General features: G+C 67.7%; 17 protein-coding genes. 12 read left to right on the forward strand and 5 right to left on the reverse strand.

Going from position 1 to position 22,409, the window contains the following annotated elements:
• Positions 1 to 48: 48 nt before the first annotated feature.
• From WS46_RS08215 to WS46_RS08225, 3 genes are read right to left on the reverse strand one after another with little or no spacing between them, the layout of a single operon-like run.
• Complete coding sequence (locus tag WS46_RS08215) at positions 49 to 1,515, reverse strand: efflux transporter outer membrane subunit (RefSeq protein ID WP_059690227.1); 1,467 nt, start codon at positions 1,513 to 1,515, stop codon at positions 49 to 51.
• Complete coding sequence (locus WS46_RS08220) at positions 1,515 to 4,679, reverse strand: efflux RND transporter permease subunit (protein ID WP_059690077.1); 3,165 nt, start codon at positions 4,677 to 4,679, stop codon at positions 1,515 to 1,517. Before WS46_RS08220 ends, WS46_RS08215 begins: the two co-directional genes overlap by 1 nt.
• Entirely contained in the window at positions 4,676 to 5,842 is a 1,167-nt protein-coding gene (locus WS46_RS08225; protein WP_059690078.1) for an efflux RND transporter periplasmic adaptor subunit, read from the reverse strand. The genes WS46_RS08220 and WS46_RS08225 overlap by 4 nt, the downstream gene beginning before the upstream one ends.
• A 370-nt stretch (positions 5,843 to 6,212) precedes the next feature.
• Between WS46_RS08225 and WS46_RS08230 the strand changes: the two genes are divergently transcribed.
• The 9 genes from WS46_RS08230 (at position 6,213) to WS46_RS08270 (ending at position 16,531) form a co-directional block, all read left to right on the forward strand.
• Positions 6,213 to 6,983: a TetR/AcrR family transcriptional regulator gene (locus tag WS46_RS08230; protein WP_257129937.1), complete on the forward strand. Its 771-nt coding sequence runs from the start codon at positions 6,213 to 6,215 to the stop codon at positions 6,981 to 6,983.
• 380 nt (positions 6,984 to 7,363) lie between these two features.
• Positions 7,364 to 8,374: a DNA-binding protein gene (locus tag WS46_RS08235; RefSeq protein WP_059690079.1), complete on the forward strand. Its 1,011-nt coding sequence runs from the start codon at positions 7,364 to 7,366 to the stop codon at positions 8,372 to 8,374.
• A 123-nt stretch (positions 8,375 to 8,497) separates the two neighbouring features.
• Positions 8,498 to 9,118, forward strand: a complete 621-nt coding sequence (locus WS46_RS08240; protein ID WP_059525468.1) for a TetR/AcrR family transcriptional regulator — start codon at positions 8,498 to 8,500, stop codon at positions 9,116 to 9,118.
• A gap of 203 nt (positions 9,119 to 9,321) precedes the next feature.
• The gene (locus WS46_RS08245; RefSeq protein WP_059690080.1) at positions 9,322 to 10,380 is read left to right on the forward strand and encodes an NADP-dependent oxidoreductase; all 1,059 of its coding nucleotides are present in this window, start codon (positions 9,322 to 9,324) and stop codon (positions 10,378 to 10,380) included.
• 93 nt (positions 10,381 to 10,473) lie between these two features.
• Positions 10,474 to 10,773: a putative quinol monooxygenase gene (locus WS46_RS08250; RefSeq protein WP_059525472.1), complete on the forward strand. Its 300-nt coding sequence runs from the start codon at positions 10,474 to 10,476 to the stop codon at positions 10,771 to 10,773.
• A 136-nt stretch (positions 10,774 to 10,909) separates the two neighbouring features.
• Complete coding sequence (locus WS46_RS08255; RefSeq protein ID WP_059525474.1) at positions 10,910 to 11,365, forward strand: (2Fe-2S)-binding protein; 456 nt, start codon at positions 10,910 to 10,912, stop codon at positions 11,363 to 11,365.
• 1 nt (position 11,366) lies between these two features.
• Entirely contained in the window at positions 11,367 to 13,589 is a 2,223-nt protein-coding gene (locus tag WS46_RS08260) for a xanthine dehydrogenase family protein molybdopterin-binding subunit (RefSeq protein WP_059690081.1), read from the forward strand.
• A 15-nt stretch (positions 13,590 to 13,604) separates the two neighbouring features.
• Positions 13,605 to 14,924 (forward strand): cytochrome c, encoded by a 1,320-nt coding sequence (locus WS46_RS08265; RefSeq protein ID WP_059690082.1) that lies wholly within the window; start codon positions 13,605 to 13,607, stop codon positions 14,922 to 14,924.
• Positions 14,925 to 15,085: 161 nt separating this feature from the next.
• The gene (locus tag WS46_RS08270) at positions 15,086 to 16,531 is read left to right on the forward strand and encodes an NAD-dependent succinate-semialdehyde dehydrogenase (RefSeq protein WP_059690083.1); all 1,446 of its coding nucleotides are present in this window, start codon (positions 15,086 to 15,088) and stop codon (positions 16,529 to 16,531) included.
• A 169-nt stretch (positions 16,532 to 16,700) separates the two neighbouring features.
• Here WS46_RS08270 and tagH read toward each other — a convergent pair whose 3' ends face one another.
• A complete protein-coding gene (gene tagH, locus WS46_RS08275) occupies positions 16,701 to 18,113 on the reverse strand; it encodes a type VI secretion system-associated FHA domain protein TagH (protein WP_059690084.1) in 1,413 nt (470 codons plus the stop codon).
• A 47-nt stretch (positions 18,114 to 18,160) separates the two neighbouring features.
• The gene (locus WS46_RS08280; protein ID WP_059525484.1) at positions 18,161 to 18,547 is read right to left on the reverse strand and encodes a TssQ family T6SS-associated lipoprotein; all 387 of its coding nucleotides are present in this window, start codon (positions 18,545 to 18,547) and stop codon (positions 18,161 to 18,163) included.
• A 631-nt stretch (positions 18,548 to 19,178) separates the two neighbouring features.
• On the opposite strand from WS46_RS08280, the gene tssJ reads away from it, so the two are divergent.
• The 3 genes from tssJ to WS46_RS08295 are packed head-to-tail and all read left to right on the forward strand — an operon-like array spanning position 19,179 to position 22,408.
• Positions 19,179 to 19,694, forward strand: coding sequence for a type VI secretion system lipoprotein TssJ (gene tssJ / locus WS46_RS08285; protein ID WP_059690085.1), 516 nt, complete (start codon positions 19,179 to 19,181; stop codon positions 19,692 to 19,694).
• A complete protein-coding gene (gene tssK / locus WS46_RS08290) occupies positions 19,691 to 21,073 on the forward strand; it encodes a type VI secretion system baseplate subunit TssK (protein WP_059690086.1) in 1,383 nt (460 codons plus the stop codon). Before tssJ ends, tssK begins: the two co-directional genes overlap by 4 nt.
• A 15-nt stretch (positions 21,074 to 21,088) precedes the next feature.
• A complete protein-coding gene (locus WS46_RS08295) occupies positions 21,089 to 22,408 on the forward strand; it encodes a DotU family type VI secretion system protein (RefSeq protein ID WP_059690087.1) in 1,320 nt (439 codons plus the stop codon).
• Position 22,409: the final 1 nt, after the last annotated feature.

Raw genomic sequence — 22,409 nt, forward strand, 5'->3', positions numbered from 1 at the left:
ACCGGTGCGACCCGAAGGCACGGGCCGGTCCGCGGACTCAAGCAGCGGCTACTGCCGGGCCGCGACCGTCGTGCCGGCGCCGGGCGGCAGTTCGCCCATTGCCTGCAGCAGCGCCGCCGTATCGGTCATCCGGCGGCTCGCGGCACGCACCGCATCGAGCTCCGCGTTCAAATAGGTCTGCTCGCTCGACCGTTGCGCGGACATCGGAACGGCACCCAGCGTGCGGCGTTGCGCCGTTTCTTGGAACGCCTCGCCTGCGGCGCGCGCCGCGAGTTCGTTCGCGGCCAGCGCTTGCGCGTCGTTGTCCAGCGCGGCGAGCGAATCCGCGACGTCACCGAATGCGGACAGCACCGCCGCCTTGTACTGCAGCACTGTGGCGTCGTACGCATCGCGCGTCGCCCGCCGGTGCGCCAGCAATGCGCCGCCGTGGAAGATCGGCTGCGACAGCCCTGCGCCGACGGCCCACAGCCCGCCCGCCCCCGACAACAGCGCCGGCCAGCTGAAGCCGCCGCGCCCCATCGTCGCGGTGAGCGACAGGCTTGGGAACAACTGGGCGGTCGCCTCGCCGACGTCCGCCGATGCCGCCTTCACGGCTGCCGCGGCCGCGCGGATGTCCGGACGTGCCTTCAGCAGGTCGGACGGCACCGCCACGGGCACATGTTCCGGCAGCGTCAGCCCGGTGAAGGACGGGACCGGTGGCGGCGCGTCGGGCGTGCGGCCCAGCAGGATCGCCAGCGCGTGAACCGCGCTCGCGCGTTGCTGGCGCAGCGGCGGCAGCGTCGCGGCAAGCGACGCCGCGCCCTGCGTCGACGCCAGCGCCTGCACGTGGGATACCGCACCGAACGCGTAACGCTGCTGGTCTTCGAGTGCGGATGCCTCGGCGACGGCGACCAGGCGCTCCGTCAGCAGGATCTGGCGGTCGAGCGTCGCGGCGCGGATGGCGGTGCCGACGATGTTGGCTGCCAGCGCACGCCTTGCCGCTTCGAGCTCGCAACCGCGCACGTCGACGCGTGCGGCGCTCGCTTCGTTCGCGTATCGCGTGGCGCCGAACAGGTCGAAGGTGTAGTGCGCCTGCAGTTGTCCGACGAATACGTTGTAGCGCAGGCTTTGCGCGCCTGCGCCGGAGATGTCCGGCGTGCGCGTGCGGGCTACCTGCGCGTTCGCGTCGATCGACGGCAGGGTCGACGCGCCGATCTGCGCGCGCAGTTCCTCCTGCGCGGCGGCGAGCGTCTTTTCCGTCGCGGCCAGCGTCGGGTTCGCGCGCAAGCCTTCATCGACCAGCGCGTCGAGCACGCTGGAGCGATACAGGCGCCACCATTGCGGGACGGGCGCGGCGCCGACGTCGAATTGCTGCGCGACGCCCGCCGCCTCGGCGGTGCGCGGCGCCTGAGGCGTCGCACCGTAGTGTGCCGGCGACGGCATCGCGGGCGGCGTACTGTCCGGGGCCATCGCACAGCCGCCCAGGCCAAGCGCCGCGCTGGCGGCCAGCACCGATGTGATACGAGAGAGTTTCATCAGCATGTCTCCGAGGACGCGACGTCCATTGCGCGCGACTCGCGTTCGTCGGCGCGCACCTTGAAGCAGGTCGCGTAGAGCGCCGGCAGGAAGAAGATGGTCAACACCGTCGCGATCGTGATGCCGCCCATCAGCGCGGTGGCCATCGGGCCGAAGAAGCCGGAACGCAACAGCGGAATCAGCGCGAACACGGCGGCGGCGGCGGTCAGCATGATCGGCCGGAAGCGGCGCACGGTCGCACCCACGATCGCGGCGAAGCGTGGCTGCCCGGCTGCGATGTCCTGGTCGATCTGATCGATCAGGATCACTGAGTTGCGCATGATGATCCCGAACATCGCGATCACGCCGAGCAGCGCGACGAAGCCGAACGGCTTGCCGAACAGCAGCAGTGCGGCCACGACGCCGATCAGGCCGAGCGGTGCCGTCAGCACGACGATGAAGGTGCGCGAGAAGCGCTTGAGCTGAATCATCAACAGCGTCAGCACCGCGACGATCATGAGCGGCATCTGCGCATTGATCGACGTCTGGCCCTTCATGCTTTCCTCGGCCGCGCCGCCGACCTCGATCCGGTAACCGGCCGGCAGCGTGGCGCGAAGCGTTGCCAGCGCGGCGTCGAGGTCGCGCGTCACGCCGATGCTCGGCGCTTCGCCGCGCACGTCAGCTTGCACGGTGACCGTCGGCTGGCGGTCGCGTTCCCAGATCACGCCATATTCGAGCGTGTCGCGCACATGGCCGATCGTGCCGAGCGGCACCGGACCGTGCGGCGTCGGGATCGCCAGGCCGGCGAGCCTCGACGGATCGATGCGTTCGCTCCTTGGCGCGCGCAGATCGACGTCGATGAGCTTGTCGCGCTCGCGATACTGCGTGACGGTGTAGCCGGACAGCGTCATCGCAAGGAAACCCGACACGTCCTCCGACGTCACGCCGAGCTGGCGTGCCTTGAGCTGGTCGATCTCGAACGAGACCGATCGCTCGGCCGGTTCGTCCCAGTCGAATTGCACGTTGCGTGTGCGGGCGTCGGCGCGGACCTTGTCCGCCACTTTTTCGGCGATGCCGCGGACGGTGGCGATGTCGTCGCCGCTCACCCGGAACTTGATCGGGAAGCCGACGGGCGGCCCGTTCTCGAGCCGCGCGACGCGCGTGCGCACGGTCGGGAAGCGGCTTGCGAGCGTCGTTTCGAGCCAGTGCGACAGCCGCTCGCGCGCCTCGACATCCTTGGCCGTGATCACGAATTGAGCGAAGTTCGGCTGCTGGAGCTGTTGATCGAGCGGCAGATAGAAGCGCGGTGCACCGGTGCCGACGAAGTCGACGACATGGCCGATTTCAGGCCGGCCGTCGAGCACCTTTTCGAGCCGCTTTGCTTCACGTAGCGTCGCATCGAACGACGCGCCTTCCGGCAAGCGCATGTCGACGAGCAGTTCGGGCCGCTCGGAATTCGGGAAGAACTGTTGCGGCACGCGCGAGAACGCGGCCATCGCGATCGCGAACAGCACGGCGGTGACGCCGAGCACCACCCAGCGGCGCTCGATGCAGACCGAAATCCAGCCGGACAGCCGGCGGTAGAAGCCCGTGTCGTACACCTCGTCGCCATGCGCGTGACCGTCGCGATGCGCGTGCTCGGGCAGCATGTGGTAGCCGAGCAGCGGCACCAGCACGACGGCCGCGAACCAGGACACGATCAGCGAGATCGCCGATACCTCGAAGATCGAGCGCGTGTATTCGCCGGTGCTCGATTTCGCGAGTGCGATCGGCAGGAAGCCCGACACGGTGACGAGCGTCCCCGTGAGCATCGGGAACGCCGTGCTCGTGTACGCGAATGCCGCGGCGCGTGCACGGCTCCAGCCCTGCTCGAGTTTCACCGCCATCATCTCGACGGCGATGATCGCATCGTCCACGAGCAGCCCGAGCGCGAGGACCAGCGTGCCGAGCGACACCTTGTCGAGGCCGATGCCGAACGCGTGCATGCACAGCGCCGTCACGGCGAGCACGATCGGAATCGTGATGACGACGACCATGCCGGTGCGCAAGCCGAGCGACACGAGGCTGACGACGAGCACGATCGCGACGGCTTCGCCGACCGCTTCGACGAAGTCGTCCACCGAATGCTTGACCGCATGCGGCATGCTCGACACCGCGGTCAACTTCAGACCGGCCGGCAAGCCGGCCTGCAACTCGGCCGCCTTCGCATCGAGCGCCTTGCCGAGGTCGATCACGTCACCGCCTTTCTGCATCGTCACACCGATGCCGAGCACCGCGTGACCGTTCGTACGCATCTGCGTGACGGGCGGATCGTCGTAACCGCGCGTGACCTTTGCGACGTCGCCGAGCCGGAAGGTCCGGCCGTTCACCGTGACGAGCATGTCGGCGAGCGCCTGCGTGTCCTTGAATGCACCGCTCGGTCGCACGAACACGCGATCGTCGGCCGTCGTGATCGTGCCGACCGGGGCGACGGCGTTTTGCGCGTCGATGGCCTGCGCGAGCTGCTGCGGTGTGATGGCGAGGCGTGTCAGCTGCGCATTCGAGATTTCGACGAACACGTGCTGGGCGGGATCGCCGAAGTAGTCGACCTTCGCGACGCCCGGCACGCGCAGCAGCACGGTGCGCAGCTTGTCCGCGTAGTCGTGCAGTTGCGCGGGCGAGTAGCCGTCGCCTTCGAGCGCATAGATGTTGGTGTAGACGTCACCGAATTCGTCGTTGAAGAACGGGCCGACGACGCCCTTGGGCAGCGTCGCACGGATGTCGCCGACTTTCTTGCGCACCTGGTACCAGGTTTCCGGCACCTGGTCGACCGGCGCCGAATCCTTCATCGCGAAGAAGATCATCGACTCGCCGGGCCGCGAATAACTCTTGATGTTGTCGACGTACGGCGCGGCCTGAAGCTGGCGGCCGATCCGGTCGGTGACCTGTTCCTGCACCTCGCGCGCCGTGGCGCCGGGCCAGTAGGTCTGGATCACCATGGTGCGGAACGTGAACGGCGGGTCCTCCGATTGTGCGAGGCGCGTATAGCCGATCACGCCGAAGATCGTCGCGAGGCCGATGAGGAAGATCACCAGTTGCTGATGCTTCAGCGCCCATGCGGAGAGGTTGAAACGGCCGTCGTCGTGCGATGCCGCGCCGGTTCCGAGCGCGCCGTCGGTCGAGGGGCGATGTTCCGGAGCATTCATGACGCGAAGTCCTCCGCATGCAGCGGCGGCACGACGCGGACGTGCTGGCCGGTACTGACCGTATGAACGCCTTGCATCACGACACGTTCGTTGTCCGCGAGCCCCGACGTGACGGTGATCGTGCGTTCGTCGTAGCGTCCGACAGACACCGGGCGCAGCTCCAGCGTATCGCTGCCCTTGCGGACGACCCAGACGGCCGGCGCGTCGCCGCGATGAAAGAGCGCGGTGGCCGGCAGCGTGATCGCGTGGTCGGCGGCGATGTCGGCGGCGCCGTCGAACGTGATGCTGGCGGTCATCCCGGAGCGCACGTCCGGCCCCGGTGCGAGCAGCGTCAGCTTCACGCGCCAGGTGCGGCTTTGCGGATCGGCGGCCGCCGCGACTTCGCGCACGCGTGCGTCCAGCACCTTGCCCGGCAATGCCGTCAGGCTGACGTGTGCGGTGCGGCCGACCGCGAGATCGCGCAGGTCGCGCTCCGCGACGTCACAGACGATGTCGAGGTCCCCGCTCCAGTCCAGATGAAACACCGCCTGGCCGGGTTCAACGTTCTGCCCGGTATCTGCGTCTTCCGACGTGATGACGCCGTCGTGATCCGCAATCAGCGTCGCGTAGCGCAGGTGATCGCCCGCGAGCGCCATTTGCGCAAGGGCGGAATCGCGTTGCGCGACCGCCGATGCATACGCGTCCTGCGTCGTCTCGAGTTGCGCGGGTGCGATCAGGTTGGCCTGAGCCTGGGCGCGGTCGCGATCCAGCTGCTGCTTCGCATAGGTAACGCGATGCTCGGCGGCATCGAGCTGGGCGCGTGCGTTCAGCAGCGTGTTGTGCAGATCCGCCGGATCGAGCATCGCAAGGATCTGGCCGGCCTTGACGGTGTCGCCGATGCGCACGCGCCGCTCAACGAGCTTGCCGCCGACCCGAAACGACAGCGGCGTCGAATATCGCGCCTGAACCTGTGCGGGTAGCGCACGCTGCACCGCGCCGTCGTCCGCATGAACCGGCAGCGCGACCACCGGCTGCAGTTCGGGCGCGGGGGCCTCGTGCGAGTGGCAGGCCGTGAGGAGAATCGCACAGCACGCGAACGCGATTGGGGTTCGCCGAACCGGCGATGCGATGCGTGTCAGAAACGGGCGCGTTGAAGTCCGCGCGTCAGGACCGGGTGATTTCACGATGTTTCCAAGACAAGTGAGGGTCAACTAAGAAGCGTTCGGCGACCACGACGGGTCGCCCTGGTTTATGCAGACGTACGCGAGCGTCTCCGCGGCGGTACGCCGGACGATCAATCAGGACTCCAATGTTCCGGGTGCAGACCATTCCATTTGCCAACATGACGCGGCGCCGCCTGGCGATAGACGCGCTTACGCCGACGTGGCCATACCCGTCGCCAACGCTCGCTAGCGAGGGTGGGACGGCGTCTGGGCCGGAACCGGTTCTGCGATTTCCGAGATTAGACTCATAACTGATAATGTTGTCAAGTATGAGAGAAAAATCTAGAATTGCGCCATGCAAAAAAATCTTTCGAAAAAGGGAGGCGCGCTCATGGGCGACGCACCGGTCCGGCACCGCTGCTCGAACGCATCAGCGGGCGAAGCGGAACATCGCCAGCCGCGCGGCGCCCGGCGCAAGCAGGAGACGCGCATGCGCTTGCTGCAGGCGGCGTTCAGCCTGATGGCGGAAAAGGGCAGGGACAATGTGGCGATCAGCGAGATCACCGAGGCGGCGGATGTGGGGTTCGGCTCGTTTTACTACCACTTCGAATCGAAGGACGGCATCTTCGCCGCGCTGACGGAGTGGGTGTTCGACGATTTCGCGGACGGGCTCGAGCGTCTGACGAGTGGATTGTCGGATCCTGCCGAGGTCGTTTCCGTCTGCGTGCGTCACACGCTGATGCGCGCGCGCCGCGAGCGGCTCTGGGCGCGGTTCCTGATGCGGGAAGGATTTTCGGCGCGCGCGCTTGGCCAAGGGCTGGGCCAGCGTTTGCGGCGGGACGGCGAGCGAGGAATCTCGGCACGCCGCTTTGTCGTCGGCGATCTGTTCATGAGCGTGCTTGCGACGATGGGAACGATCCTGGCGGTGATCGCGGCGGAGTCCTACGCGGCCGACGCGGCTGCGGGCGCGGCGCGAAAGCCGATGGGGGACGAGGGCAGGTTCCCCGAGCGAGCCGCGGCGATGGTATTGCAGACGTTCGGCCTGACGTGCGCCGAGGCACTTGACGTGGCGAACCGACCATTGCCGCCCGGCGACTTCGCCCATCAGATAAGAGAATCCGCCTTGCCTGAAAGCTCAACCTTGCCGTCGCAGCAACGATAGATGTTTGTCGCGTTCCGCACGATACCGCTCGCGCGTGCGTCATGGCGTGCGTGATGTCATCCGCCGTGTTCGCGGTAATGCGCTTCCATTTTGTAGTGATCTCACGACGCTTCTCCAAGATGGCAAGCCTGCCACCCAACCGGTACGTCGGTGAGCGGGTCGACCAGTAGCTCCCCAGTCCCCGCCGTAATCAAAGCAGAGCATCCGCGGCTCAGGCTCGCCAGAAAATTGATGGCGCCATCCAGGCGACATTCGGAAATAACGAAGCGCGCCCGCAAAACATCAACATTATAGAAATAATGTCAAACTAGAAGAGGCGCATGATTGGATATTTAACGGTTTACGTTATATTATTCACGAAACTACCGACTCAACCCGCCATGCCCGACCTCACCACCGACGACTCCCGCCTGATCGCCGAAATCGACCGCCTGAAGGTCGATTTCCCGAAAACCCGCGAGCTGTATCGCGAAGTCTGCGCATTGATGTTCTTCCGCTTCGGCATCACGCCCACCGCGAACCGCCTGTACCAGCTCGTGCGCAAAGGCAGCATGAGCACGCCGACGGCGGTTCTCGGCGAGTTCTGGGCGGAGTTGCGGGAGAAGAGCCGGGTGCGCATCGAGCATCCCGACCTGCCGGCCGACCTGCAGGCTGCGGCCGGCGAGCTCGTCGCCGCGTTGTGGAGCCGCTCGACGACCGATGCCGCCGCAGCGCTCGATGCACTGCGCGCCGAAGTCGAAACCGAACGGGCGGCGGCGAAGGCGGAAGTCGCTGCATCGCAGGCCGACCTGTCCCGCACCGAAACCGCGCTGGAGCACCGCACGAGCGCACTGCTGGCGGCCCAGGTGCGCATCCAGGAGCTCGAGCAGGCAAGGGCGGCCGACGAAGCATCGCGCCGCGCGCTGCAGGCGGAGGTCGAACGGTTGAAGTCCGACAATGCGGACGCCGATCGTGCGCTGGCGCAGGCGCGTGCCGATTTCACGTCGCAGCTCGACCGGTTGCGCGACGACGCGGGCCGGGCGGAGGAACGCTTGCGTGCATCGGAGAAGCGGGCGCTTCAGGAGATCGACCGCGAACGGCTCGCGGCCGCGCGCGTTCAAAAGGAACTCGACGCGGCCGCGACGCGCGCTGAACAGCGCGATATGCAGCACCGCAAGGATCTCGCGGCGCTGCAGGCGCAATTGGCCGACGCACAGCACCGCTGCGGCGTGCTCGAAGGCCAGCTCGACGGCGCCCGCGCGGCCAATGTCGCGTATGTCGGCGAGCTCGACGCATTGCGTGCCGAACGCGCATCACGCCCGCCCGTGCGCAGGGCGCCCGGTCGGCCGGCGGGTGGCAGCCTGCGCGCGGCGAAACCGGTCGCCAGGAAGCGCATTCCCAAACCCGCGTGACATGGACGCCACGGTGCGGCGACAACGCATCCGCGACGCGGCGCGATTCGGGTAAAGTGCCGCTCAACTTGCCGGCTCGACGTTACTAGACGACCGGTCTAATCGTTGCTAAGATACGCCATCATGAATGCATCTTCAGGCGCGGAAGTCCGCCAGCACATCCTGAATATCGCGAAGCCGATTATGCTCCACAAGGGGTTCTCGGCGGTCGGTCTGAACGAGATTCTCGCCGCGGCGGGCATCCCGAAGGGCTCGTTCTACCATTACTTCGGCTCGAAAGAGGCGTTCGGCGAGGCGCTGCTCGAATCGTATTTCGAAGGCTATCTCGCGCATCTCGACAACCTGCTCGGCCATCAGGCCGGCACGGGCGCGCAGCGCCTGATGACGTACTGGGGCAACTGGCTGCACACGCAGTGCGCGGACGATCCGGAAGGCAAGTGCCTCGCGGTGAAGCTCGGCGCGGAAGTGTCCGATCTGTCGGAGGCGATGCGCGCGGTGCTGCGGCGCGGCACCGGCCAGATCATCGAGCGGCTCGCGGGCGGGATCGAGGCCGGGCTGGCCGACGGCTCGCTGAGCGGCGTCGACGATCCGGCGCATACGGCCGCGATCCTTTACGAGCTGTGGCTGGGTGCGACGCTGCTGGAGAAGATTCACCGGAATCGCAAACCGCTCGAACGCGCGATGCTCGAAACGCGGCGGATGCTGAACCTGCCGTCCTTCGAGCCAGACGGAGCGCAGTCGTAACGTGGGCGCGCGCAGGCGCGCCTTGTTTTTTGAACGAATGCTAGACGACTGGTCTACTTACGCTGAAATCCCGTTGCTTTACCCGCGAGGCTGCGGCGCCGCCGGCCGATTGGCCGGCACGGCCCGCGGCCTCACGCATCACGGTTGTACAAGTTGATCCGATCGTGCCCGATGCACGTCCCTTCCTGTTGACGGAGGTTCCCATGCCGCAAAGCAAGGCAGCAAACCGCAGAATCATCCTGAACGCGCGCCCGGTCGGCGCGCCCACCCCGAACGACTTCCGTACCGAGGCCGGCGACGTGCCGGCGCCCGGCGCCGGCCAGGTGCTGTTGCGCACGGTCTGGCTGTCGCTCGACCCGTACATGCGCGGCCGGATGAGCGACGCGCCGTCGTATGCGCCGCCGGTCGAACTCGGCGACGTGATGGTCGGCGGCACGATCAGCCGTGTCGTGGCGTCGAACCTGCCCGCGTATCGCGAAGGCGACCTGGTCGTCGCCGGCGGCGGCTGGCAGGACTATTCGCTGTCCGACGGCAGCGATCTCATTCCGCTCGGCCGCGACTTCCCGCATCCGTCGCATGCGCTCGGCGTGCTCGGCATGCCGGGGTTCACCGCGTACACCGGACTGCTGACGATCGGCGAGCCGAAGGCCGGCGAAACCGTGGTCGTGGCCGCCGCGAGCGGGGCCGTCGGCGCGGTGGTCGGCCAGATCGCAAAGTTGAAGGGTTGCCGCGTGGTCGGCGTCGCGGGCGGCGCCGACAAGGTCGCGTACGTGAAGGGCACGCTCGGCTTCGACGAGTGCGTCGATCACCGCGATCCGCAATTTGCCGCCCGGCTGAAGGACGCTTGCCCGAACGGCATCGACGTCTATTTCGAGAACGTCGGCGGTGCCGTGTTCGACGCGGTGTGGCCGCTGCTCAACGATCATGCGCGCGTGCCGGTGTGCGGAATCATCGCGCATTACAACGACGCGGCGTACGACGACACCGCGGTATCGAGCGGCCGCGACCGCGTGCCGGCGTTGATGGGCACGATCCTGCGCAAGCGCATCCGGATGCAGGGGTTCATCATTCTGGATCACTATGCGACCGGTTATGCGTCGTTCCTGAAGGAGATGACTGAGTGGGTCGCGCAGGGCAAGGTGAAGACGCTCGAGGATGTGGTCCCCGACCTGGCTGACGCACCGCAAGCACTGATCGGCTTGCTCGCCGGCAAGAATTTCGGCAAGGTCGTCGTGAGCGTGGGCCCGGACGAACTGGCCTGACACCGGCGCAGGACGACACACGACGATTGCACGCTGGCGTCGCGAGACGCCGGCTTGTGGCATGCTCGATTCCGTTTCGAAAGGAGTGACAAGATGGCGCTTCACGTGATTGCTTCCCTGTTCCTGAAACCCGAACACGCGCAGGCCGCCGAGGCCGAATTGCGCAGCATGGTCGCCAAGACGCGCGTCGAACCGGGCAACCGGCGCTACGACCTGTTCCGCGAGCAGGACGGTTCGCCGAACCTGCACCTGTACGAAATCTACGACGACCAGGCCGCGTTCGACGCGCACCTCGCCAGCCCGTATTTCGCCGAATTCCGCGTGAAGTCGGCCGACTGGTTCGCGGCGCCGCCCGTCATCAAGGTGCTGTCGGGCATCGACGTGGCCGAGTAACGACGCGGCACCGTCGTCGCGGCTCGCTCCCGCCCCGGCCGCGCGGCAGCCGTCACGCATGACGCGACGGCAATGACAACGACAACGCGGTGCATCGTTCGCGCCGCTTCCCCAATACATCGGCCCCGGAGTCTGAATGGTCACCCTCAATATCAACGGCGAGAACCGCACGGTCGACGCCCCCGACGACATGCCCCTGCTGTGGGTCCTGCGTGACGTCGTGGGTCTGACCGGCACGAAATTCGGCTGCGGGATCGCGCAATGCGGCGCGTGCACCGTCCATCTCGACGGCGTCGCCGCGCGCTCGTGCGTGCTGCCGGTCGCGGCCGTCGCGGGCCGCAGGATCACGACGATCGAAGCCGTCGGCGCGACCCCGGCCGGGCAGAAGGTTCAGGAAGCGTGGCGCGAGCTCGACGTCGTTCAGTGCGGCTACTGCCAGTCCGGGCAGGTGATGGCGGCCACGGCGCTGATCGCGTCGAACCCGAACCCGAGCGACGCCGACATCGACGCGGCGATGGCCGGCAACATCTGCCGCTGCGGCACGTACAACCGGATTCGCGCGGCCGTCAAGCAAGCTGCGAAGGGAGCGTGACATGTCGCGAGGACTCATCGAAGCAGGGAAGGCGGCCGGCGCGGGCGTGTCGCGCCGTTTGTTTCTGAAGGCGGGCATGTCGCTCGGCGCGGCGGCGGGCGGCGGCTTGCTGCTCGGTTTCAGCCTGCCGGCGGCGGGCGATGACGCACGGCGCTCGGTGATCGGCGGCGATGCGGACGAAAGTGCGCGCGCCGGCGTATTCGCGCCGAACGCATTCGTGCAGATCGACCGCAGCGGCAAGGTCACGCTGGTGATGCCGAAGGTCGAGATGGGGCAAGGCGTCTACACGGCGCTGCCGATGCTGATCGCCGAGGAACTCGAAGTGCCGCTGTCGAACGTCACGCTCGACCACGCGCCGCCCAACGAGAAGCTGTTCCTCGATCCGCTGCTCGGCGGCCAGTTGACGGGCGGCTCGACGTCGGTGCGCTACGCGTGGGAACCGCTGCGCCGCGCGGGCGCGACCGCGCGTACGCTGCTGGTTTCCGCGGCGGCGAAGCAATGGAACGTCGATCCGGCCACCTGCCGGGCGGAAAACGGCGAAGTGCGGCACCCCCCGAGCGGCCGGCGCGCATCGTACGGCCAGCTCGCGGACGCCGCGTCGAAGCTGTCGGTGCCGAAGGACGTCGCGCTGAAGCAGCCGGCCGATTTCAAGCTGATCGGCAAGCCGGTGAAGCGGCTCGATTCGCCCGAGAAGGTCGACGGCACGGCGCAGTTCGGGCTCGACGTGCGTCTGCCCGGCATGCTGTACGCGGTGATCGTGAACAGCCCGGTGTTCGGCGGCACGGTCGCGAGCGTCGACGAGTCGGCCGCGCGGAAGATTCCGGGCGTACGCCAGATCGTGCGCGCGGACAACGCGGTCGCGGTGGTCGGCGATCACACGTGGGCCGCGAAGCGCGGCGCGTCGGCGCTCGTCGTGAAGTGGAACGAAGGTGCGGGCGCGAAGGTGTCGACCAGGGACATCGTCGCCGATCTCGCGCAGGCCGCCGCGAACGGGAAGGGCGCGGTCGCGCGCAAGGACGGCGACGTCGGCCACGCGTTCGCGAATGCGAAGACGCGCATCGACGCCGTCTACGAACAGCCGCTCCTTGCGCACGCAACGATGGAGCCGGTGAATTGCACGGTGCACGTGCGCGCCGACGGCTGCGAGATCTGGGTCGGCACGCAGGTGCCGACGCGCGCGCGCGACACGGTGCAGCAGCTCACGGGCTTTCCGCCGGAAAAGATCGTCGTGCACAACCACTTGCTCGGCGGCGGCTTCGGCCGGCGGCTCGAAACGGACATGATCGGCCAGGCCGTGAAGATCGCCAAGCAGGTCAATGCGCCGGTGAAGGTCGTGTGGACCCGCGAGGAAGACATCCGGCACGACATGTATCGGCCGTATTACTACGACCGGATTTCGGCCGGCCTCGACGCGAACGGCAAGCCGGTCGCGTGGCAGCACCGCATCGTCGGTTCGTCGATCCTCGCGCGCTTCGCACCGCCCGCGTTCAAGGACGGCGTCGACCCCGACGCGGTCGAAGTCGCGACCGACCTGCCGTACGACCTGCCGAACCAGTTGATCGATTACGTGCGGCAGGAGCCGCGTCACGTGCCGACCGCGTTCTGGCGCGGCGTCGGCCCGACGCGCAGCACCTTCGTCGTCGAGAGCTTCATCGACGAACTGGCCGCGCAGACCAAGACCGATCCCGTGCAGTACCGCCGCGCGCTGCTCGGCAAGACGCCGCGCGCGTTGAACGTGCTCGACGTCGCCACGAAGGCCGCCGGATGGGGCTCGCCGCTGCCGAAGGGGCAAGGCCGCGGCGTGTCGGTGATGCACGCGTTCGGCAGCTTCTTCTCGATCGTCATCGACGTCGCGGTGGAGGGTGGCGAGGTGCAGATCAAGCGTGCCGTGTGCGCGGTCGACTGCGGGATGGCCGTGAATCCGGGCACGATCGAGGCGCAGGTGCAGGGCGGCATCATCTTCGGGATCACGGGCGCGCTGTATGGCGAGATCACGATCGAGGACGGCCGCGTCGTGCAGAGCAACTTCACCGACTACCGGATGATGCGCATCAACGAGACGCCGCCGATCGACGTGCATCTCGTGAAGAGCGCCGAGGCGCCGGGCGGAATCGGCGAACCGGGCACCGCCGCGACCGCGGCGGCACTGTCGAACGCGATCTTCGCGGCGACCGGCACGCGGCTGCGCAAGCTCCCGGTCGGCAACCAGCTGAAGACGGCTTGAGGGGAGACACACACCATGCGAAACCTCACCCCGAACAGCCTGAATCGCGCCGCTCGCACGCTCGGCGCATCGTTGATCGCGCTGTCCGCGTTGATGGCCGGCACGACGGCGCATGCCGCGCAAACGGCGCCCGCCGACAGCGCGCTGGTCGCACGCGGCGCGTATCTCGCGAAGGCCGGCGATTGCGTGGCGTGCCACACCGCGCCGCGCGGCGCGCCGTTCGCCGGCGGCCTGAAGATGGTCACGCCGATGGGCGCGATCTACACGACCAACATCACGCCCGACCCGGACACGGGCATCGGCGGCTATACGGAAGCCGAGTTCGCGGGCGCGCTGCGCTCGGGTGTCGCGAAGGACGGCCATCACCTGTATCCGGCGATGCCGTATCCGTCGTACGCAAAGCTGCGCGACGACGACGTGAAGGCGCTTTACGCGTACTTCATGCACGGCGTCGAGCCGGTGAAGCAGGCGAACCGCGCGTCCGACATTCCGTGGCCGCTCAACATGCGCTGGCCGCTGGCGCTGTGGAACGCGGTGTTCCTCGACACGACGCCGTATACCGACAAGCCGGCGAAGGACGCGACGTGGAACCGCGGCGCGTACCTCGTGCAGGGGCTCGGGCATTGCGGGTCGTGCCATACGCCGCGCGGCGTCGGCTTCCAGGAGAAGGCGCTGGACGAAAGCGGGGCGGCGTTCCTGTCGGGCGCGCCGATCGACAACTGGTTCGCGTCGAACCTGACCGGCGAGCACAATACCGGGCTCGGCCGCTGGAGCGATGCGGATGTCGCGCAGTTCCTGAAGACCGGCGCGAACCAGCATGCGACCGCGTTCGGCTCGATGGTCAGCGTGATCAACCACAGCACGCAGGAGCTGACCGACGAGGATCTCGCGGCGATCTCGCGCTATTTGAAATCGCTGCCGGCGGCGGGCGGCACGGGCGCGCCGCCTTACCGTTACGACCCGAAACCGACGCAGGTCGCGTTGGGCCGGCCGGCGAACGATCCGGGCGCAAAGGTGTATAACGCTTTCTGCATGAATTGCCATGGCGCGGACGGTCGCGGTTACGCGCCGCTGCTCGCGCCGCTCGCGGGCAATCCGAACGTGCTCGAGGCCGATGCATCGTCGCTGATCAACGTGACGTTGAACGGCAGCGAGTCGCTCGTAATCGGCGGCGTGCCGTCCGCGTATCCGATGCCGGCGTTCGCGAACCAGCTGAACGACCAGCAGATCGCCGACGTGCTGACGTTCATGCGCGCCGGCTGGAACAACGGCGCGCCGGCCGTGCAGGCGGCGGACGTCGCGAAACTCCGCAAGGCGACGGCGGCCGCGCGCTGAGCGCGGCCGAACGTGGCGGATGACGACGGGCATGCGTGCCGCGTGCGCGTCGTCGAAGGTTGCCGGGGGCAGGGCGCCCGGCAACATGGTGCTTTCTGTCAACCGGCGTGCGGCCGTACGCGGCAGCGCGCGTTTTATCGACGCAAAACTGGGGTGTCTGGATGGCTAACGTGACTTATACGGATACACAACTGCTGATCGACGGCGAGTGGGTCGACGCCGCGAGCGGCAAGACGATCGACGTCGTGAACCCGGCGACCGGCAAGACGATCGGCAAGGTGGCCCACGCGGGCATCGCCGATCTCGACCGCGCGCTGGCCGCGGCGCAGCGCGGTTTCGAAGCATGGCGCAAGGTGCCCGCGCACGAGCGCGCGGCGACGATGCGCAAGGCGGCCGCGCTGGTGCGCGAGCGCGCCGACACGATCGCGCAGCTGATGACGCAGGAGCAGGGCAAGCCGCTGACGGAAGCGCGTGTCGAAGTGCTGTCGGCAGCCGACATCATCGAATGGTTCGCGGACGAAGGCCGCCGCGTGTACGGCCGGATCGTCCCGCCGCGCAATCTCGGCGCGCAGCAGACCGTCGTGAAGGAGCCGGTCGGTCCGGTCGCGGCGTTCACGCCGTGGAATTTCCCGGTCAACCAGGTCGTGCGCAAACTGAGCGCCGCGCTCACGACCGGCTGCTCGTTCCTCGTGAAGGCGCCGGAAGAAACCCCGGCGTCGCCGGCCGCGCTGCTGCGCGCGTTCGTCGACGCGGGCGTGCCGGCCGGTGTGATCGGTCTCGTGTACGGCGATCCGGCGGAAATCTCGTCGTACCTGATTCCGCACCCGGTGATCCGCAAGGTGACGTTCACGGGCTCGACGCCGGTCGGCAAGCAGCTCGCGGCGCTCGCGGGCCAGCACATGAAGCGCGCGACGATGGAACTGGGCGGCCACGCGCCGGTGATCGTCGCCGAGGACGCGGACGTCGCGCTGGCGGTGAAGGCCGCCGGTGGCGCGAAGTTCCGCAACGCCGGCCAGGTGTGCATTTCGCCGACGCGTTTCCTCGTGCACAACAGCATTCGCGACGAATTCACGCGCGCGCTGGTCCAGCATGCGCAGGGGCTGAAGATCGGCAACGGCCTCGAGGAAGGCACGACGCTCGGCGCGCTGGCGAATCCGCGCCGGCTGACCGCGATGGCGTCGGTCGTCGAGAACGCGCGCAAGGTCGGCGCGAGCATCGAGACCGGCGGCGAACGGATCGGCTCGGAAGGCAACTTCTTCGCGCCGACCGTGATCGCGAACGTGCCGCTCGAAGCGGACGTGTTCAACAACGAGCCGTTCGGCCCGGTCGCGGCGATCCGCGGTTTCGACAAGCTCGAGGACGCGATCGCCGAAGCGAACCGTCTGCCGTTCGGGCTGGCCGGCTATGCGTTCACGCGCTCGTTCGCGAACGTGCACCTGCTGACGCAGCGTCTCGAAGTCGGGATGCTGTGGATCAACCAGCCCGCGACGCCGTGGCCGGAAATGCCGTTCGGCGGCGTGAAGGATTCGGGCTACGGGTCGGAAGGCGGGCCGGAAGCGCTGGAGCCGTATCTCGTCACGAAGTCGGTGACGGTGATGGCGGTCTGACGACCGTTCGACCACGCGCGTGCCGCCCGTTGTGCGGTGCGCACGCGGGGTAGCGTTGCCGAAGGCCGGGCGTTCTGCCCGGCCTTGTTGTTTCTGCGTCGCTGGCGGTCGGCTTCGCCCGGGAATGTCGGTCGTTCCCGCCGCGCACGGGACCTGCGACGCCCGCCGCTCAATGCCGGCTGCTGCCGCGATAGCTTTCCACCTCCGCGTCGTACGCGGCGAGAAACGCCTTGCCGAACACCGACGCGAAATCGTCTTCGATCGCGAACACCGTGTCGCGATGCGTCGCCGCGTAGCGGTCCCACATCCTCGCCTTGTACAGCGCGGGCACGCGCTTCTCGTACCAGCGCATCGCATCGTCGCGCTCGCGCAGCCGTTGCGGCGAAAAGCGCGTCAGCAGGTCCATCAGCGCGGCGCGCATGCCGGCGACCATGCCGATCTGGTGCGCGTGCAGATCCTGGAACGCGTCGCTGACCGCGCTCTGCGGCGACATGAAGCCGGGCAGCGGCAGCCCGAACATCTGGCGCAGCACGGCGCCGCCGTCCGGCAGCAGCTTCAGCGGATTGTTCTCGCGATCGAGCAGCATCGTCATGTGCGCCTTCACCTCCCGCTTCAGGATGCTGCGCGACGACAGCAGCTCGACCGTGCCGTTCGCGAACAGCGCCAGCAACTGCCCCGCGATGTACAGCTGTTCGGCCGACCATTGATGCGATTCGGCGGCGGTATCGAGTCCGGCGCCTTCGAAGAACGCGTTCAGCAATTCGTCGGGCGTCGGCACGCGGTTCGCCTGCGGTGCAGGCTCATCGACGGGACGTGGCTCGGCATGCGCCGTCGCCGGTTGCACACGCACGTGCTGCGTCCACTCGGGCGCATGATCGGCTTGCGTCGCGGACGACGACGCGCCGCGATCCGCCTCGCCGCGTTCGGGCGGAGACGTCGAACCCGATCCACCGATATCGGGCGACGACTGTACAAACAAGTCGAGCGGGTCGGTCGACAATTGATTCAGGTCGCGTGGCGACGGCGCGGCCGGCGCGGCGCGGCTCGCGGGCTGCGCCGCCTCCCTGCGCGCCGCCGTGCCGGATCGCGTGCCGGCGTCCGCTGCCTTGCCGCGCGGAGCGAGGCGATCCTGCAGCAGGCCCCACAACCGGTTGCCGGTCGTCTTCGCGTCGACGTGCGCGTGTGCGGCGGTTCCCGACGTGCCTCGCGGGTCGGCGCTCGCGCTGGAGGCGGTCGGCATGTCGACGACCGGCGCGTCATGTCCGTCGTCACGCTCGGCACGCAGCACGTACGGCCCGATGCGGATGATGTCGCCGGTATTGAGCGGGCGCTCCTGTGCATAGCCGACGGGCTCGCGGTTCACCTCGATCGTCGACACGCTGCTCAGGTTCTTCAGCAGGCACGCATCGTCACCGACCTGCAACAGGGCCTGCAGCCGGGAAATCTGCCGGGTGTCGTCGCGCAGCACGAGATGGTTGTCGGTTGCCCGGCCGATGGTGCCGCCGGGCGGGTGGAACACGACGGCGTCGTAGGTGTCGCTTTCGACCGGCTCGCCGGCATGTTCGATCACGATCAGTTGCATGTCATACGTCGCTCGGTAAGGAAACGCTGGCGGGGATTCCGGTTCGGTCAGGATGACGACGCATGCCTGCGGCGCGCGAACTCGAACGCGGGCCCCCAGATCGGATGTCCCTTCTCGGCGGGGGACAAGTCGAAGCGCGGGTTGAGGTCGAGAATCTTCGAGAACTCGGCGCGGCACTGCGCGATGCGGTTCGTCACGCAATAGCTGAACGCGAGCAGCTTGTGCGCGGTGACCTGCGTGTCGGTATCGGCCCCGTCGATCTCCTTCGCTCGGCTCAGGACCGCGATCGTGCGTCCGTAGTCGCCGGCGCCGTACGCCGCGCGCGCGCTGTCGACCGCGGCGCGCGCCGCCGATTGCGTGGGGGACGTGCTGCACCCGCCGATTCCCAGCAGCAAGGCGCCGAGGAAAATCACGATCGATGAACGGCCTTTCATTCTGAAATGAAATATTTGCGTTATTGGAGGGTGGTGCACAAGCGCTGTTGGATTCTAGTGCCAATCGGGGCGGGCGATGTCGTCGTTACGTTTTGTTTCATTTTGGAAATTGCGCCCGAGTTTTCACTCAAATCGATTCCGGGTTTTCGACTTGTTAATCCATAAAATCGATTCTATAGTTCGCTGTGCTTTTTGGGATTCGTCAGTTGTTTGCCCGGCACCGGTCAATGATCGGAAAAGCCGGCCCTCCGTTCGGGCAACGCAAACAGCGTGACACGACCCGCAGGGCGTAGCCACCGACCGCCGACGGCCGTCAGGCTTGGGTTCAACGTCCATACCGCAAGTGAACCTGCAATAGAACCGGGCCGCCGCGGCGAACCGGTCGGATTAACGCGCCTTTTCAAAATGACGGAAATCAATCCAATTCATCGCCATTTCCCCAATTTCGATCTCATTCCATAATTGGCGATTTGACCCGTCTTTTTGCAAGAATAAATTGCCGAGTGAAATTTAAGCGGAAGGATATGCAAGTCACATAATTACCGGTCAATTAATTGTCCCCTTTTAATTGGAGGTGTCGGTTTCGCGTACGGAAATCGACGGGGGAATTATTGCGCTGCGAGGATGAAATATGCGCTGGCGGTCGAGCGGGTTCATCGTATTGGGATGTGCATTGCTGTTGCCCGGATGCGGCGCCACCGAGCGCGCCGCCGCGGTGCCGTATGCGATCACCGTCGACGTGGCGCCCGACGTCAATCCGGACCTCAACCGCAAGCCTTCGCCGATCGTGCTGAAGGTGTTCCAGCTGCGCGCGGCATCGGCGTTCGACGGCGCCGACTTCTTCTCGCTGCAGGACAAGCCCGAGAACATCCTCGGCGCGGACCTGCTCGGCACCGATCGCGTGATCCTGCGCCCGGGCGAGTCGCGCACGCTGCATTACCGCGGCAACGTCGAGGCCGGCGCGGTCGGCGTGATCGCCGAATACCGGATGCTCGACAAGAACCGCTGGCGCCTCACGGTGCCGCTACCGCGCGCGAAGCAGCTCAACGTATACAAGTTCTGGCAGACGTCGCCCGGCGAGCTGAAGCTGTCGATCGCGGTCAGGAACGGCGGTCTCGCGCTGAACGACACGCGGGGGCGCCCATGACCGAACCGACGATGTCCGCGACGCCGGTCGCCGCACTGCGCCAGCGCGTGGTGTGGACCGAAGGGATGTTCCTTCGGCCGCAGCATTTCCAGCAGCTCGAACGGCACTGGGAGCGCTACGTCGCGCTGCGCTGCCTGCCGCTGCAGGGCTTCTACTGGGGCTTCGACACGCTCGAGATCGACCGGGAGCAGCTCGCGCTCGGCAAGGTCGCGCTACGCGCGGCGGCGGGCGTGATGCGCGACGGCACGCCGTTCGACCTGTCGCATCCCGACGATCTGCCCGAGCCGCTCGACGTGCCACCGGATGCGAAGGACCAGCTCGTCGTGCTCGCGCTGCCGTTGTGGCGCGGCGGCGGCGAGGAGGTGTCGTTCGGCGGGAACGCAAGCGGCAACGGCGGCGCGGACGTCGCGCGCTACGTCGTCCGCGAATACGAAGTGGCCGATGCGAACGCGGTCGCGCTCGGCCCCGCACTGCTGCAAACGGGGCGCCTGAACGTCCGGCTGATGCTGGACACCGAGCTGACCGGCGACTGGCATGCGCTCGGCGTCGTGCGGATCGTCGAGCGGCGCACCGACGCGCGGCTGCTCGTCGACGACGGCTACATTCCGCCGCGCCTGGTCGCGCAGCGCGACGCGGCGTTGCTGGCATACACGCGCGAGCTGCACGGATTGCTGACGCAGCGCAGCGACGCGCTGGCCGAGCGCCTGTCGGAGCCGGGGCGCGGCGGCGTATCGGAAGTCGCGGATTTCCTGCTGCTGCAACTGGTGAACCGCTATCTGGCGCTGACCTGGCACGCGCAACAGGACGTCGCGACGCATCCGGAGGCGCTGTTCCGCGACTGGCTGAAGCTCGCATGCGACCTCAGCACGTTCACGGCGGCCGGCCGGCGCCCGCAATCGCTCGCGGTCTACGTGCACGACGACCTGCGCACGAGCTTCGCCGAATTGATGACGGAGCTGCGCCGGTCGCTGTCGACGGTGCTGGAGCAAAACGCGATCCAGATCGAGCTGCGCGACGCGGGCAACGGCATCCGGGTCGCGACGCTCGCCGATCCCGCGCTGCGCGACACGGCCGGCTTCGTGCTGGCCGTGCGCGCGGACGTGCCGGCCGACAGCCTGCGCGCGCGGTTTCCGGCGCAGGCGAAGCTCGGCCCGGTTGAGCGGATCCGCGACCTGGTGCAGTTGCAGCTGCCGGGCATCACGATGCGCCAGTTGCCGGTCGCGCCGCGGCAGATCCCGTATCACGCGGGGCATACGTACTTCGAGATCGACAAGGGCAGCGAGCTGTGGAAGCAGCTGGCGCGCTCCGGCGGTCTCGCATTTCATTTCGCCGGCGAATTTCCGGGGCTCTCGATGGAGTTCTGGGCGATTCGCGGGTGAGGGCGGGGCAGCGCGATGAATTCTTCCTCCGATTCGATTTCCGCCGGCGCAGGCGGATTCGTGCCGCCGAATCCGGGCGGCATGCATCCATCGGCCGCGTCCGGCGCGGCCGGGCCGACGGCCACGCAGCCGCGCCCCGGCCGCTGGGCCGCGAGCGGCACGAATCCGCTCGTCGCGGCCGCCAACCCGCTGCTCAATCTCGTGCCCCAGATCCGCTCGACCGTCCATCATCCGAATCCGGCATGGCTGCGCGAGCACCTCGTCGTCGAGATCCGTCAGTTCGAGGCGCGCGCGCAGGAAGCCGGCGTGCCGTCGGAGGCGATCATCGGCGCGCGCTACTGCCTGTGCACGGCGCTCGACGAAGCAGCCGCGCTGACGCCGTGGGGCGGCAGCGTGTGGTCGTCGCACAGCCTGCTCGTGTCGTTCCACAACGAAACCTGGGGCGGCGAGAAGTTCTTCCACCTGCTCGAACGCCTGTCCCAACAGCCGCGCCAGCACCTCGACCTGCTGGAGCTGCTGTATTTCTGCCTCGCGCTCGGCTTCGAGGGCCGCTATCGGGTGCTCGACAACGGTCATGCGGAACTCGACGCGCTGCGCTGGCAACTGGCTCACACGATTCGCTCGGTGCGCGGCGAATTCGAGCCCGCGCTGTCGCCGCACTGGCGCGACGTCGTCACGCGCGACGTGTCGCGTCGCTTCGTCGTGCCGCTCTGGGTCTGTGTGGCGCTTGCGCTGCTGATCGGCTTCGGCGCGTTCGTCGGGCTGCGCATCGCGCTGGCCGGGCATTCCGACCGGCTGTTCGCGTCGATCGACGCGCTGCACGTGCCGAAGCTGCAGCCTGCTCAGGCACCGCCGCGCCGGGCGGCGGCGCCGCGCGTCGCCAAGTTCCTGGCGCCGGAGATCGCGGCCGGCCTCGTGTCGGTGCGCGACGACGCCGATCGCAGCGTGATCGTGCTGCGCGGCGACGGGCTGTTCAAGTCCGGCTCGACGTCGGTGATCGACCGTTACTCGCCGGTGCTCGCACGCGTCGCGGATGCGCTCAACCAGGTGCCCGGCAACGTGCGCGTGACCGGCTATACCGACGACACGCCGGTGCACACGGCACGCTTCGCGTCGAACTGGGACCTGTCGCGCGAGCGCGCGGAGGCCGTGCGCGGCATGATCGCCGCGCGCCTCGACCATCCGGAGCGACTCGCGGCCGAGGGGCGCGGCACGCTCGATCCGGTCGCGCCGAACGATACGCCCGCGAACCGCGCGCTGAACCGGCGCGTCGAGATCACGCTGCTGCCGGCGCCCGGCAGTGCCGCCGTCGGCGCGACGCAGGGAGCGCACTGAC

Origin of the sequence: Burkholderia sp. RF4-BP95 (assembly GCF_001521985.1) — a bacterium.
GTDB classification, from domain to species: domain Bacteria; phylum Pseudomonadota; class Gammaproteobacteria; order Burkholderiales; family Burkholderiaceae; genus Burkholderia; species Burkholderia diffusa.

Bases quoted from the DNA above. Each gene is read 5' to 3' on its own strand.
- WS46_RS08245 (WP_059690080.1), top strand. From the start codon at position 9,322: ATGCCGCAAAGCAAGGCAGCAAACCGCAGAATCATCCTGAACGCGCGC.
- WS46_RS08235 (WP_059690079.1), top strand. From the start codon at position 7,364: ATGCCCGACCTCACCACCGACGACTCCCGCCTGATCGCCGAAATCGAC.
- WS46_RS08215 (WP_059690227.1), bottom strand. From the start codon at position 1,515: ATGAAACTCTCTCGTATCACATCGGTGCTGGCCGCCAGCGCGGCGCTT.
- WS46_RS08220 (WP_059690077.1), bottom strand. From the start codon at position 4,679: ATGAATGCTCCGGAACATCGCCCCTCGACCGACGGCGCGCTCGGAACC.
- WS46_RS08280 (WP_059525484.1), bottom strand. From the start codon at position 18,547: ATGAAAGGCCGTTCATCGATCGTGATTTTCCTCGGCGCCTTGCTGCTG.
- tssJ (WP_059690085.1), top strand. From the start codon at position 19,179: ATGCGCTGGCGGTCGAGCGGGTTCATCGTATTGGGATGTGCATTGCTG.
- WS46_RS08270 (WP_059690083.1), top strand. From the start codon at position 15,086: ATGGCTAACGTGACTTATACGGATACACAACTGCTGATCGACGGCGAG.
- WS46_RS08255 (WP_059525474.1), top strand. From the start codon at position 10,910: ATGGTCACCCTCAATATCAACGGCGAGAACCGCACGGTCGACGCCCCC.
- WS46_RS08260 (WP_059690081.1), top strand. From the start codon at position 11,367: ATGTCGCGAGGACTCATCGAAGCAGGGAAGGCGGCCGGCGCGGGCGTG.
- WS46_RS08265 (WP_059690082.1), top strand. From the start codon at position 13,605: ATGCGAAACCTCACCCCGAACAGCCTGAATCGCGCCGCTCGCACGCTC.
- WS46_RS08250 (WP_059525472.1), top strand. From the start codon at position 10,474: ATGGCGCTTCACGTGATTGCTTCCCTGTTCCTGAAACCCGAACACGCG.
- tagH (WP_059690084.1), bottom strand. From the start codon at position 18,113: ATGCAACTGATCGTGATCGAACATGCCGGCGAGCCGGTCGAAAGCGAC.
- WS46_RS08295 (WP_059690087.1), top strand. From the start codon at position 21,089: ATGAATTCTTCCTCCGATTCGATTTCCGCCGGCGCAGGCGGATTCGTG.
- WS46_RS08230 (WP_257129937.1), top strand. From the start codon at position 6,213: ATGGGCGACGCACCGGTCCGGCACCGCTGCTCGAACGCATCAGCGGGC.
- tssK (WP_059690086.1), top strand. From the start codon at position 19,691: ATGACCGAACCGACGATGTCCGCGACGCCGGTCGCCGCACTGCGCCAG.
- WS46_RS08240 (WP_059525468.1), top strand. From the start codon at position 8,498: ATGAATGCATCTTCAGGCGCGGAAGTCCGCCAGCACATCCTGAATATC.